The 14,066-nt window shown below is 38.8% G+C and carries 14 protein-coding genes; 3 read left to right on the top strand and 11 right to left on the bottom strand.

From position 1 onward, the window contains the following. Positions 1-121: 121 nt before the first annotated feature. Entirely contained in the window at positions 122-2,140 is a 2,019-nt protein-coding gene (locus tag IC612_RS09665) for a M3 family metallopeptidase (RefSeq protein ID WP_194739987.1), read from the top strand. Between the two features lie 3 nt (positions 2,141-2,143). Here the strand turns inward: IC612_RS09665 and IC612_RS09670 are convergent, their stop codons facing one another. Then, positions 2,144-3,193, bottom strand: a complete 1,050-nt coding sequence (locus tag IC612_RS09670) for a lysylphosphatidylglycerol synthase transmembrane domain-containing protein (RefSeq protein WP_194739988.1) — start codon at positions 3,191-3,193, stop codon at positions 2,144-2,146. 4 nt (positions 3,194-3,197) lie between these two features. Further along, positions 3,198-3,548, bottom strand: coding sequence for an aspartate 1-decarboxylase (panD, locus tag IC612_RS09675; protein WP_194739989.1), 351 nt, complete (start codon positions 3,546-3,548; stop codon positions 3,198-3,200). 405 nt (positions 3,549-3,953) lie between these two features. Between panD and IC612_RS09680 the strand changes: the two genes are divergently transcribed. Next, a complete protein-coding gene (locus tag IC612_RS09680) occupies positions 3,954-4,244 on the top strand; it encodes an HU family DNA-binding protein (RefSeq protein WP_194739990.1) in 291 nt (96 codons plus the stop codon). 50 nt (positions 4,245-4,294) lie between these two features. Here IC612_RS09680 and pdxH read toward each other — a convergent pair whose 3' ends face one another. Beyond that, entirely contained in the window at positions 4,295-4,939 is a 645-nt protein-coding gene (pdxH, locus tag IC612_RS09685; RefSeq protein ID WP_194739991.1) for a pyridoxamine 5'-phosphate oxidase, read from the bottom strand. Positions 4,940-4,958: 19 nt separating this feature from the next. Between pdxH and IC612_RS09690 the strand changes: the two genes are divergently transcribed. Further along, positions 4,959-5,507 carry a YqgE/AlgH family protein gene (locus IC612_RS09690; protein ID WP_194739992.1) on the top strand — a complete coding sequence of 183 codons (549 nt, stop codon included), beginning with the start codon at positions 4,959-4,961 and terminating at the stop codon, positions 5,505-5,507. A gap of 33 nt (positions 5,508-5,540) precedes the next feature. Here IC612_RS09690 and IC612_RS09695 read toward each other — a convergent pair whose 3' ends face one another. The 8 genes from IC612_RS09695 to IC612_RS09730 form a co-directional block, all read right to left on the bottom strand. After that, complete coding sequence (locus IC612_RS09695; RefSeq protein WP_194739993.1) at positions 5,541-6,329, bottom strand: aminotransferase class IV; 789 nt, start codon at positions 6,327-6,329, stop codon at positions 5,541-5,543. An 86-nt stretch (positions 6,330-6,415) separates the two neighbouring features. Beyond that, on the bottom strand, positions 6,416-6,802 hold the full coding sequence (locus tag IC612_RS09700; protein WP_194739994.1) for an START-like domain-containing protein: 387 nt from the start codon (positions 6,800-6,802) through the stop codon (positions 6,416-6,418). An 84-nt stretch (positions 6,803-6,886) separates the two neighbouring features. Further along, positions 6,887-8,065, bottom strand: coding sequence for an aspartate aminotransferase family protein (locus IC612_RS09705; RefSeq protein ID WP_194739995.1), 1,179 nt, complete (start codon positions 8,063-8,065; stop codon positions 6,887-6,889). Positions 8,066-8,080: 15 nt separating this feature from the next. Continuing rightward, positions 8,081-9,820 (bottom strand): OstA-like protein, encoded by a 1,740-nt coding sequence (locus tag IC612_RS09710; RefSeq protein ID WP_194739996.1) that lies wholly within the window; start codon positions 9,818-9,820, stop codon positions 8,081-8,083. Next, positions 9,817-10,293 carry a Fur family transcriptional regulator gene (locus IC612_RS09715; protein WP_194739997.1) on the bottom strand — a complete coding sequence of 159 codons (477 nt, stop codon included), beginning with the start codon at positions 10,291-10,293 and terminating at the stop codon, positions 9,817-9,819. Before IC612_RS09715 ends, IC612_RS09710 begins: the two co-directional genes overlap by 4 nt. Positions 10,294-10,367: 74 nt before the next feature. Further along, complete coding sequence (locus IC612_RS09720; RefSeq protein ID WP_194739998.1) at positions 10,368-12,350, bottom strand: KUP/HAK/KT family potassium transporter; 1,983 nt, start codon at positions 12,348-12,350, stop codon at positions 10,368-10,370. Between the two features lie 93 nt (positions 12,351-12,443). After that, entirely contained in the window at positions 12,444-13,427 is a 984-nt protein-coding gene (locus tag IC612_RS09725) for a pyruvate dehydrogenase complex E1 component subunit beta (RefSeq protein WP_194739999.1), read from the bottom strand. Between the two features lie 153 nt (positions 13,428-13,580). Next, the gene (locus IC612_RS09730) at positions 13,581-14,000 is read right to left on the bottom strand and encodes a DUF2147 domain-containing protein (protein WP_194740000.1); all 420 of its coding nucleotides are present in this window, start codon (positions 13,998-14,000) and stop codon (positions 13,581-13,583) included. Between the last annotated feature and the right edge of the window lie 66 nt (positions 14,001-14,066).

Raw genomic sequence — 14,066 nt, forward strand, 5'->3', positions numbered from 1 at the left:
TTTGAATGGACGCTTGACCTATTTCATTATTTGCCGAATAGAACAATTATAATACATTAACACAACGGGGAATTTGCACCAAATTCCAAAAAATGTAACTTGCACTTTTTAGCGATTTTACATGGAAAACATACTTACTAAAGCATTTGATACGCCATTCGGAACCACACCGTTTGAAAGAATCACCCCAGAAGATTTTCTACCAGCAATTACACAATTAATTTCAGTTACCACAGCTGAAATTGAGAAAATAGCAACAAATCCAAAAACCGCTAACTATGAAAACACTATTGAAGCGCTTGCCTATTCAGGCAAAGAACTTAATACAGTAAGCAGTATATTTTTTAACTTAAATTCTGCAGAAACCACTGATAGACTGCAAGATCTTGCCCAACAGATATCTCCCTTATTAACGGAATTTTCTTCCAAAATTACGCAGAATGAACAGCTTTTTGCACGTATTTACCGCGTACATAAACTAACCGATCGTTCAACTCTTGATAAGGAGCAACAAATGCTATTGGAAGAAACTTACAAAGAGTTTATACGCAGTGGAGCGAAATTATCTTCGGAACAAAAGAAAGAACTTGAGCTAATAAATAAGGATATCGCCAAAAAATCACTTCAGTTTGGCCAGAACCTTCTCGCTGCCACAAACCAATACTTTAAACATATAAAGGATGAGGAAGAATTAAAAGGCGTACCTGAAGGGATAAAATTTCAATTTGCTGAAGAGGCCAAAACCCGTGGATTGGATGGGTACGTCATAACGTTGGATTACCCAAGTTATCTGCCGGCAATGATGTATTTAGAAGACCGAAACCTGCGGATGGAGTTAGCTCTGGCAAACGGAAGAAAAGCTGCGCAGCCTGGAATGTATGACAACCGTAACTTGATTCGCGAGCTTACAGTACTTAGAAGTAAAAAAGCAATTCTTCTGGGTTACCGTAATTATGCAGAGTACGTACTTGAAGAACGTATGGCCAAATCACCCGCTACCGTAGAGAACTTTCTACACGAACTTCGAGAGAAAGCAACTCCTTTTGCATACAGAGACGTGGAAGAAATCCAACGTATGGCAAAGGCGGACGGAATCAAACAGGTAGAAACATGGGACCATTCCTATTATGCAGAAAAGATAAAAAAAGAACGTTTTGACATTAACGACGAGGAACTTCGACCGTATTTACCATTAAAAAGCGTCGAGAAAGCACTTTTTACACTAATTAACACTCTGTTTGGGTTAGAGTTCATTCCAAGAACAGACATTGAAGTCTACCACAAGGAGGTACAGGTTTATGAAGTACGCGAGCAGGGAAGTTATAAAGCGATTCTATATACAGACTACCATCCTAGGAAAGGAAAAAGAGCGGGGGCTTGGATGACCAGTTACCAAAACCAATATATTGAAAATGGAGAAAATCATAGACCCCACATCTCAGTAGTATGCAATTTCACAAAACCCACCGCACAAGTACCGAGTCTCTTGACTTTTCAAGAGGTTACAACCCTCTTCCATGAATTTGGACACGCTCTACATGGCATGCTTGCCAATACAAGATATCCCTCGCTTTCAGGAACTAATGTGAAATGGGATTTTGTAGAATTGCCATCGCAGTTTATGGAGAACTTTTGCTATGAACCTGATTTTCTGCAATCATTCGCATTTCATTATAGAACTGGGGAGCCATTGCCATTGGAGAAAATTAGCAAAATCACCCAAAGCAAGAATTTCATGGAAGGCTATCAGACCCTTCGGCAGATTGGATTTGGACTACTGGATATGGGCTATCATCAGCACAATGAAACAATAGGAGATATTAGAGAATTTGAACTTCTGCAGACCGCGAGTACCCAAGTATATCCTATACATAGTGACATGTGCACCAGTACCAGTTTCTCACATATATTTCACGGGGGTTATGCTTCAGGTTATTATTCCTATAAATGGGCAGAAGTTTTAGACGCTGATGCCTTTGATCATTTTAAGAGTCAGGGACTAGACGACAACTCCACTGCGAAGAAATTTAAAACTTTACTCTCTAAAGGAGGTAGTGAGGATCCTATGCAGCTGTACATCGAATTTAAAGGAGATGAGCCAACGATAGACAGTTTAATGAAAAGAGCTTTTGGTCAGTAACACCTACTCTTGAAATTGACTTTGCTGCAAGTTAGCCGAATTACGTGCTTTAGCCAAAAAAGGGATAGAAAGAAATCCCATTAGTAGAAATAGGAATAATTGCAAAGTATGAGAGATAAAGCCGTACGCCAAACCGACAGCAAATCCTTCGTGCATATCTTTGCCCTGTGATATAAATAGTGCACCAACACCTATTTTCATGGCAAGATGGAATGCACCTATACCTCCACTGGCAGGAATAATCATTCCTAATGTACCCACCACCAAAAGAAAAAGCCCGTCAGCCAGCTGAAAATCAGAAGTCTGAGGCAGGGAGAAACAAACTATATACGATGCTAAGAAATAGCACACCCAAATAGCAATGGTGTAGATTACAAACATTATTGGACGCTTAAGTCGTGCGATGGCTGTAAGACCATCCATAACACCATCATACAAAGCGTACAGCTTTCCTAGTATCGGAATATTTGTGAATCGATTTCTAAACCAAATAAAAACTATTCCACCTAGTAATGCACCCACAAGTACAGCGGGTATAAACCATTGCAGTCCGCCGATGTTCGGGTTTCTTTCCACATTTGCATACTTATAAAAGGAAAATATAGCCTCATACCGAAAAACAAGAACAAGGACTAAAAACACCACCATACATAGTAAATCAACGACCCGTTCTAAAATGATAGTACCAAAGGAACGGTCTGCAGGAACCTTATCGGTACCGTATAAAGCTGTGGCTCTGGCTATTTCCCCACTTCGAGGTATCGTTAAATTCATTAAATAACCAAAGGAAATACTCCAAAGGGCATTTGTAGACTTGACCTTATATCCCATCGGTTCTAATAGAATGTTCCAACGTACAGCCCGTAACCAGTAGGCCAGAAGACCAAAAAACGCCGCAAGAAGTACATAGCGCAAATCAGCTTGAATAAAATATCCCGAAACTGCGTTGACATCAAGTCCCTGCAGTGCCCACCACATGAAAACTCCCGCAATCAAAATCGAAACTAAAAGGGTCAGCAAAGATTTACGCTGCACAACAAAGAAACCGGCCATTAACTTAAAGTAAGAGATTGGTACTTTCGTCAGGGAATATTATGGTTGGCTGAAAAGATTTTGCCTCCTCTGGCGTCATTTGAGCATATGCAATTATTATAATAATATCGTTTTTCTGCACTTTGCGCGCTGCTGGACCGTTTAAGCATACTTCACCTGATTTACGCTTTCCGCGAATCGCATAAGTATCGAAGCGTTCGCCATTATTTACATTAACGATATAAACACGTTCGCCTACAATAATTCCCGACGCATCCAGAAGATCTTCATCGATGGTTATACTTCCGATATAATCCAGATCAGAGGAGGTAACTCTGACACGGTGGATTTTAGATTTAAAGACTTCTATTAACATGGTCACAAATTTATTAATAAATAAACAAAATCTATACTAAATTAACCCGTTGATTATGAAACATCTATGATTAAATAAAATGCCGAAATATCAATAATATCAAATTAATTTTGCCTATTTTGGAAAACTTTGAGCTATTAGTTAACAATTGATATGTAAATTCACAAATTCGTAATTCGCTGTAACAATTAAACAAGTATTTGAAAACCACTATAAATAGAGGAATAACACACAAAGTAACCCTGTGTAAATCCCTATTTTATGTAATCTTCTTAATTATTGATTTTTAACAATAGTCTTCTCTTTAGTGTAATTTATATGAAATAAATCAAAATAAATTTGCGATATTTCAAAATAGTACTATATTTGTGTATACAACAACCTAACTAATTAATAAATAGAATTATGAACAAGTCTGAATTAATTGACGCAATGGCTAAAGACGCCGGAATTACTAAAGTTGCCGCGAAAGCTGCTCTTGAATCATTTATGACCAATGTACAAGACACACTTAAGAAAAAAGACGGTAAAGTTTCTTTGGTTGGTTTTGGAACTTTTTCAGTAGCAGAAAGGGCTGCCAGACAAGGTATTAACCCTGCAACCAAAAAGCCAATTAAAATCGCCGCTAAAAAAGTTGCGAAATTTAAAGCTGGAGCTGACTTATCTAATGCAGTTGCTGGTACTAAGAAAAAATAACTAAACAACAGTTATAATTAACCTCTTGGCCCCTCTCTTGAGGGGCTTTTTTATGGTGCCAGCCTCTGCAAGCTCCAGTTAAAATCTTTATCGTAGGTATATAGTATGCGGTCATGAAGTCTATTAGGTCGACCCTGCCAGAACTCAATTTCGTAGGGCCGTGCGATATATCCGCCCCAATGCGAAGGTCGCGGAACTTCCTTATCACGGTATTCCATCTCTAGTTCTCTCAATTTAGATTCCAAGTACTTTCTGTCCGGCACCACTGCGCTCTGATTAGAAACCACAGCCCCCAACTGACTCCCTTTCGGTCGCTGTGAAAAGTATCCGTCACTTAAATTTTCCGGCAACTTTTCCAGTTCGGATTTTATAATAATTTGTCTTTCCAGTCCAGGCCAGAAAAAATGCAGGCACGCGCTTGAAAAGCGCTCCAAAGCACGACCCTTTTTACTATGATAATTGGTATAAAAAATAAATCCCTCCCAGGTATAGGATTTTAGTAAGACCATTCTGGTCCTTGGGCATCCATCAGGCTCTACTGTAGAGAGAGCCATAGCATTAGGTTCCGTCACAGAGGAGTCAGCCTCTGCATCAAGAAACCAGTCACGGAATTGCTCCATTGGATTAGCTTTGCAATTTTCTTCTAGTAATTCAAGCTTTTCATATACCTTCCTGCGATCATGCAGATTTTCCATATTTTTATTATTTTTGAATATGAGCAACTCCTACAAAGGTAAAATATTAATTTCTACACCTGATTTGACAGGAGATGTATTTTCACGTTCTGTGGTTTTAATCATTGACCATAATCCCGAAGGTGCATTTGGTTTAATACTTAATAAAAAAAATGTAGAAGTAAGTCAAAACATAGCGCAAATCTTCGGTTATCCGGTTGACGTTTATGAGGGTGGCCCCGTTTCAAATGAAAAGATTTTTTTTATTGTCAAAGGCACACCTATGAACGAATTTTTCATGAAAATAGATAATGATTACTACTTAACTGAGGATGCAGAAACCATCGTCACAGCACTTATTGACGGAGAACTAGAGTTGCAGCAAGTCAAGGTTTTCTCAGGCTATTCGGGCTGGTCTGCAAACCAGTTGGAGTCCGAGATTGGGCAGAAATTCTGGACGCAGGTAGAACTTGTTAACCTAGACTACACCTCGCCTAACGACCAAGGCCTTTGGAGACAAATAATGGAAAATCTAGGGGGACAATTTTTACTTTTTGCTAACACGCCAGAAGATATTTCAATGAATTGAAGTACTCCATCGAAATAAGTATCGAGAAGAGTACTAAACAAAACTACTCTGCCACTTTCCAACCCATTGCCGGAAACTCTCGGAAGCAAATTCTTTGTTACGTATCGAGGATACTGCTGTAATTCCATGGGAATCTGAAACCACCAGAATCTCCTGCGCTTTTTGCGTTTCAAATGCGCTCATTTCTATCTGCTCATGCTTAACATGCAACGTTCTGAGAAAATAGGTGAGCATATTTTCCATGAGCGGTGATATATATGCACCTTCTGACTGCGGAACTACCTTAATCACCCCATCTTGCAACAGCAGTAGATTACCATATATACTCCTTGCTACTCTGCGGTTGGAGTTTAACAAAATGACATCATTAAGCTCATTCTCTTTAGCATATACTTTAGCGTAAATATTTTCTGGTGATGGCACCTGGATATTACTAAGAAGGTTAGTTCCTATTGATATTTCCTTAATAACATCCATAGTGTACCCTTCCTTCATCGAGAACGGATCAGTGATACTTTGAATTTCATGCAACAGATCTACCGGTGCCTCCGATATCGGTCCATCAAAATCTTTTCGATAAACAAACAGACTAATGATACCATGCAGGAGTTGTTGCTCGCTAGCAATCTTCAATATACACTCTTCAAAAAATTCTAGCGTAAAATTCAAAGGGATTTTCATCCGCATTTTGCGCATTGAAGACATTAAAAAGAAGTAACATTCCTCTCCCATTTGCAAAGAGCCGTTTCTTACAAAAAAGGAAACACGAACTACATCGCCTAAGAGCATCGCCCGGTTAATTTCAGTTGTATTTTTATGCATATGTAGTATTTCAGATATAACCTTTACCAAAAAAGAATGAACGAAACTAATCGTCCATAAAGCATTTATTGTATTTCTAAAAACCTCTACGAGGCACCAAGTTTAATACGTAAGTTCTCTATTAGATTTTCCCAATAAAGTCTATTCTCGTCTTCGTCTCCAGGATAACAAAAGTCGGTAATATTCAAAGCCAAATCATCAGTAATTTCATCGATTACAATGGTCATCTCAAAGAAATTCTTAGTACCTTCATCTTCCTCCCAACGAAATCTAACAAAACTCTCCGGCTTATATCTGATGAGCGTAGCCTTCTCAGAAGGACCACCACCCCAGCTAAAATAAAAATCATCCCCCTTTTCAACCACCTCGTCAGCAAACCATTCCGAAAGCCCCTCAGCACTAGCGAGGTATTCATATAAAATTTCAGAAAGGCAGTGCATTGGGTACTCATACTGCACTTTATGCTTCACCATAAATTATTTTCTTAATGTGCCGCAATATATAAATTAATTCAGTATCAAAACAAAATAAACAGATTGATTTTTGTTCAATCGCAACTAGCTTCTTTCGTCCAAAACTTCAATAATAATGGAGCACCCTTCAATGATTTCATCTCTGGAAATAGTTAATGGAGGAGAAATCCTTAAAAATTCATTTCTATAAAGTTGCCAGAATACAATTAAACCCTTTTCCATGCATCTCTTGGCTACTGCCAGTGTTACCTCAGGGGATTCAAGCTCTACTGCTAACATCAGTCCCCTTCCATTAATATTCTTAATAAGACGGTGTACTAGTAACTCCCTGAATAGTTTTTCTTTTATATGAACCTCAGTCATTAAATCTCCCGAAAGCACTTCCGTTAGTGTTGCATAGGACGCAGCGGCAATGAGTGGATTACCTCCGAAGGTGGTAATATGTCCTAATTTCGGCGAATGTGTTAAACTATTCATGATTTCGGCAGAACTCATGAATGCTCCCACGGGTAGACCTCCGCCCATGCCTTTACCCATGACCAAAATATCAGGAACGATACCATAGTGTTCGAAGGCAAATAGCTTTCCTGTTCTACCAAAACCAGGTTGGATTTCATCAAGAATAAGAAGTGTCCCAGTATCAGTGCATTTTTGACGAAGAGCTTTCAAATACTGCACATCAGGAAGTAAAAATCCAGCAGCACCCTGGATAGTTTCCAGTATCACACATGCAGATTCCTCATCGATACTATCCAAATCCGTTAAAGAATTGAATTCAATGAATTCTACTAAGGGAAGCAGCGGCCGGAATTCTCTTTTATGAACTTCATTACCTGATACAGAAAGTGCGCCATGCGTATTTCCATGATAGGAATTTTTAAACGATATAATTTTTTCACGACCGGTGTGGCGCTTAGCCAGCTTAAGGCTACCGTCAATGGCTTCTGCCCCGGAATTCACCAAATAGGTTACTGCCAGTGGATCGGGAGTATTTTCAGCCAACGTCTTACATAGTGCTACAGGCATATCTTGAGCAAATTCTCCGTATACCATCACATGAAGATATTTATTCATCTGATCGGATATAGCCGACAATATTTTGGGATGTGAATGACCTAATGTATTTGCGGAGACGCCCGCTACAAAATCAAGATACGCCTTACCATCCTTACCATATATATAACTTCCCTGCGCTTTCTCTACCTCAAATCCGGACGCAAATGGGGTAGTCTGAGCTTGGTATGTGAAAAACTCTTCTTTCATTAGGTTACTTTGCAATTATTTCCTTGTTCTCCTTACGCGCGCTGGCTGGCTTTCGCTACGTTTAGCTTCCAAAGCATCCTGGGCCTGTTGGTAAAGACTGTCGTCGGATTCGTATTGTATTTCCGGGTAATTGGGTGTGTCGAGGAAAATATCTTGCCATCTTCGTATCCTGTCTTTTGTATTCCAATTAAAATCAGGGAAAAATCTTCTTTCTTTTGAAATTTTTGACATGGGATAAAAATCAGATTTTGCTCCAATATTACATGATATTATTTCCACCTTTCTCTTGGTAAATTCCGCCTCAATAGTGCCACAGGTAGAAAGTACAACTCCTAATCGCTCCATCTCCTTGGTTTGCTCATTTTCTGAGTCTGCATAGGTAATAGCCTGGGCATTACCTAACGCTTGGGCAAGAGAAATTTCACTGTCCTTATAATAAACCGTCATAACGCGCCCTTTAATTTGGTTAAATTCATCGCGCAAGTTCAAAGTATCCACCTTATTTATAGCAAAAGCATCTTCAAGAACTTTCAGTGAATCTATATCTTCAGTCTCTGTGTTAAAATATGCCAGGATCTTTTGCCCTGTCACTTGCCTTTCGCCACTCCATAGTATAGGTTTGTCTATTAGGTGCAAGATCCCGTCAGTTTCATTAAATGAAATAGAATCGGCGCGCGCTTGCGCATTGGATTTATACATCCTTGCTTTGTTGTAAGCGCGCATATGACTTTTCTTTACTCCGATAGAATCCAATTTCTGATAAGCCAATATTCTCTCCGCGGCAAAATAAATAGAATCCTTCTCTAGGATTTTAACCGCATAGGGCTTTTCTGTAACCATAGCAGAATCCTTTTTTTCGTACACTTCCGCATACCCTCCTTTCAGATACCTACTCTCAAGTGGATCATCCAAAGTGACGTTTCCTCGGGCCGTCCCGTATCCTGTAATTTGATTAAAATAAAGCGCATCTCCGGTGAGTACTTTATTATTGTAGTAAATCCTTGAGTTCTTTTCGAGATATGCTTCCTTCTGGTCCATCAGATAACGACCTTTCTCCGTATAGAGATAATTGCTGGGATTTTTTTTATTTCTAATGGTGGTAGGGCCAAAAAATTCAGCCGTATTGGTATTTTGGTTTTGCTTAATATTAATACCCTCTACTGTATACTCTGGATTATCAATTCTTACATTGCCTCTAAAATCTATCATTTTAGACGATATATCGTACGTAGCGGAATTGGTATACATTGTATTTCCATCGCTACGAATAGTACCGCCGGTATTAAAATAGGCTTCGTTAGTGCGACGATCGTAGTATAAGGTTTGTGTTGAAATAGTTTGTTTTGGATCAGTAAGCACTACATCTTTACGGGCAATACCTCTCTCTGTATTTCCATCGTATTCCATTTCCTGGGCTGTAATTACCGAACCATCTGCATTTTCCAACCGCACATTTCCAACCGCGCGAATGAAATTCTGCTCCTTATATAGTACGACTTCATTAGCTGTTAAAATAGAACCTTTATGTGAAAATTTCACATTACCCGAAAAAAAAGGATTACCCTGAAAACGTTCTTTATCCACCTGAAAAAGGTCCGAATGAACCAACTCCACCTGCTCTGCAGGATTTTGCGGTGTCTTACTTTGATTGTTAAAAAATGGATCTTTTGTTAAAGGGGTAGTTGGCTGCGTCTTAATCTGCGCAGAATAAAATCCTATCGAAAGAACACATATTAATAAGAAGATATTTTTCATTCGTCCTTCTTAGTTCCATAGAAATACAATGAATGCGAATCAATATTCACTCCGAAAGCGTTTTCGATGGCTTCCTTAATTCCTTGGATCCTTGGGTCGCAAAATTCAATTATTTCTTCTATCTCCTTATCTGAACCTTTCTTATAGATGACCAAATGATCATGCTGTTTGTCAAAGTACGATTTTTCATACGACGAGGAAGTAAGTGTTTTTTCGCCGAACTGATGTTTTCTAATTAGTCCTGCATCCAAAAATATTTCTATCGTATTGTATATGGTCGCTTTGGACACATGGTATTTTTTCTGCATCATTAAGAGGTACAGATCATCCACATTAAAGTGGTGCTCCATTCCGTAAATCTCTTCCAGAATTGTATAGCGTTCAGGTGTATTTCTAAAACCCTTCTCCTGGAGGTATTGCCTTAGTACTTCTCTTATTACCTGATTATTGGATTGTCCCTGTTGGTTGTTCATCAATTGATTTTAACTACAAATTTATTAAATTTAATCGATAGTGACAGTTAGCCAAGAAGCGGACCAAATGCCACTCAGGTTTTAATAAATGCAACTTGTTGTATCTTTTTTACAATTATTTCCTGATCCAGCAAAGGTGCTGATTCAACAACAACATTATGAGGGGAAACACCCCAAGCTTTAAAGTCATCGCTACCGATATATTTTACGAAGTTATAGATATTAAGAGTTATCTTCTCCTTGACACTTAATAAGGTGTCATTAATGTATGTGTTATCAATAATAATATACATCAAATCAGGTGGAATGTTATGCATACGTAATGAAGGATGGGCACTCCGGGAGGGAATAACATCTTGCTGCATTAAGTCTTCTAGAACCTGGTCGAAATAATCATTAATTCTTCGGTCGATTTTAAAGCCAAGATAAAAGTTGATTCTAAAAATGGTACCAGGAACAATTTCTTCCACACTGTAATTAAACGTATAGGGATCTTCCTGGTTTACAATGTTTAGAATAAAATAATGATCCGCTCGTTTAGGCTGTTTTCGGATTATACTGTATATAATTTTGGCCTCCAATTCATCTTGTCTTTTAGCCCTGGAAAGAAATGCAAGATTAGTTGCATACTTGGGAATAGTTTCATCTAGCTTCATATCCTTTATCACCGGAGCATATTTATCCAATTTGACAAACTTGATGAATTTATTTTTGATAAGTCGGCCGTTATACCACGCATACATACAAATTCCTATAAAACCACCAAGTACAACTGTTAACCACCCTCCCTCGAAAAATTTAATAACATTGGCATAGAAAAAACCAAGTTCAATAGAGAGGTATACCAAAGCAAAACCGAGTACAAATATCCAGTGCACCCGCTTTCTTTGAAACCAAAATAAAAGCAACAAGGTGGTCATTAACATGGTGATTGTAATTGTCAGCCCGTATGCAGCTTCCATCTTTCCTGATTCTTTAAAATAGAGCACCACCATAATACACATGATCAGTAGCGTCCAGTTGATGCGAGGGATATACATCTGTCCCTTTACCCCTGACGGGTAATCAATCTTCTGATTGGGCCAGAAGTTAATGGACATCGCCTCAGAAAACATGGTAAAGGAACCTGTAATTACTGCCTGACTGGCAATAATAGCTGCTAACGTTGCCAACAATACACCTGGAATAACTAGATAAGAGGGCATAATGCCAAAAAAGGGATTCATACCAGAGCGTGCCAAATCTAAGTTATCCAAAAGCCAGGCGCCTTGTCCCAAATAATTCAGAATGAGCATAACTTTCACAAAAATCCAACTCACACGAATGTTCTGCTTTCCGCAGTGTCCTAAGTCAGAATAAAGAGCTTCCGCACCAGTGGTACAAAGAAATACTGCCCCCATAATTATAAGAGCGGAGGGAGACTGTGTTATTAATTGATAGGCATAATAAGGATTAAAGGCCTTTAGAATTTCCAAATGAGAGGTTATATGTATAAGTCCAAATCCACCCAGGGCGACAAACCACAACACCATAATAGGCCCAAAAAACTTACCAATAAAACTCGTTCCAAATTGCTGTACGACGAAAACTACAAGCAGGATAATGCAGGTAATTAAGACTACAGGTGTCTCCGGCTGGTAAATCTTAAGTCCTTCCACGGCCGACATCACCGTAAGTGAAGGTGTTATCACACTATCTGCCACCAAAGTAGCTGCACCGATTAATGCTACAACATAAAGCCAAGGCTTTTTTAACTTCTTCACTAAGGAATACAATGCCAGTATACCACCTTCTCCTTTATTATCAGCGCGCAAAGCAATGAGTACATATTTGACTGTAGTTTGTAATGTAAGAGTCCAGATGATGCAGGAAAGCGCACCTTCAATATATTCCTCTAAATGAAGCTGAGGTGTATCTTGGAATGCTCCCACAATAGCCTTCATCACGTAAAGTGGTGAGGTTCCAATGTCACCAAATACAATTCCCAGCGAGACAAGCACACCAACAAAAGAAAGTTTTTTTATATCAAAGGAGTGCGCAGTTGAGTTACGTGGCATGAATGAAAATTTCGGCAAAGTTAGTCCTTAGAACAGTGTACTATGAAACTATTTATAAATAAAAAAACTCTCTTTCGAGAGTTTTTATCTATATTAAGCCTTAATATACATCGCTTTTTTAAGCTCTTCCTTAACTTTTTCAAGTTTAGGGAACCACTCTGAGAACAATGCTGCCGAATAAGGAGCAGGGGCGTCAGGCGTAGTGATTCGCTTCACGGGAGCATCCAAATAATCAAAAGCTTTCTGTTGTACCATGTAGGTGATTTCAGAAGCTACAGAACCAAACGGCCACGCTTCCTCCAATACTACCAATCGATTGGTCTTTTTTACTGATCCTAAAACGGTTTCATAGTCTAAAGGCCGTACAGTTCTCAGATCTATAACTTCCACAGAAATACCTTCCTTCTCTAAATCTTCTGCTGCCTGCATAGCCAATTTCATAATCTTTCCGAAAGAAACTAATGTGACATCCGTTCCCTCCTTTTTTATATCTGCCTTGCCGATTGGGATGTAATACTCTTCGTCAGGAATTTCCATCTTATCACCATACATCTGCTCCGACTCCATAAAGATTACAGGATCATTGTCCTGTATAGCTGATTTTAAAAGTCCCTTAGCATCGTAAGGATTAGATGGAACCACTACTTTAAGACCAGGGCAGTTGGCATACCAACTTTCAAACGCCTGTGAGTGCGTAGCACCTAACTGACCCGCAGAGGCCGTTGGACCTCTAAATACTATTGGGCAATTCCATTGCCCTCCACTCATTTGTCGGATTTTTGCAGCATTATTTATAATTTGGTCAATACCGACCAACGAAAAATTAAATGTCATGAACTCCACTATAGGGCGGTTTCCATTCATTGCCGCACCAACAGAAATACCCGTAAAACCAAGCTCAGCAATTGGAGTGTCAATAATTCTTTTTGGACCAAATTCAGTTAGCATCCCTTTGGAAGCTTTATATGCTCCATTGTACTCCGCAACTTCCTCACCCATAAGAAATATGGATTCGTCCTTACGCATTTCCTCGCTCATTGCCTGGGCAATTACTTCGCGAAAAGTATATTCTGCCATTTTAAAGTGTATTTTTTAGGTCTACAAATTTAAACAATATAATTGAAAACTTAATAGAGAAAGAATCTAAAGCCTCCTGGAAAATGATTCATGTCATAAAAAAAATGCACCCTACGGTGCATTCATTATTCAAAGTATAAATAAGAGAATCATCTAGTTTACTTTATGCCAGGTCTGTGTACGACCAATAAGAGAAAAACCTACATAACCACGCACATTTAACTTATTTCCATCCCTTGTAATTGTACATTTATATGTTTTACCTGTTTTGGGATCGGTTATGGTTCCTCCTGTAAACTCATTTCCGGATTTCTTTAGTCCACGGATAATCTCTAAACCTATAAGCGGCTTATTTTTTCTATCGTCGGTACACTTCACACAGGTCTCGTTTTCTGGCTTTGCCATCAGCTGCGTAATCTTTCCATAATACTGCCCATTGGATTTCTTGAACACTTCCACAATGGATTTGGCCTGGCCCGTCTCATCGTCTATTGTTTTCCATTTGCCTTCAATTTGTGCAAAAGATAAACTTGAAATTAACAGTGCCGCAAAGGCAAATAGCATTTTTTTCATACAATTTTATTTCTAATATTAATTAATCTATACTTTGGATAAAAGTAAATAAAAAATGTTAAACGC

This window comes from Planobacterium oryzisoli (genome assembly GCF_015354315.1).
Lineage (GTDB): Bacteria > Bacteroidota > Bacteroidia > Flavobacteriales > Weeksellaceae > Planobacterium_A > Planobacterium_A oryzisoli.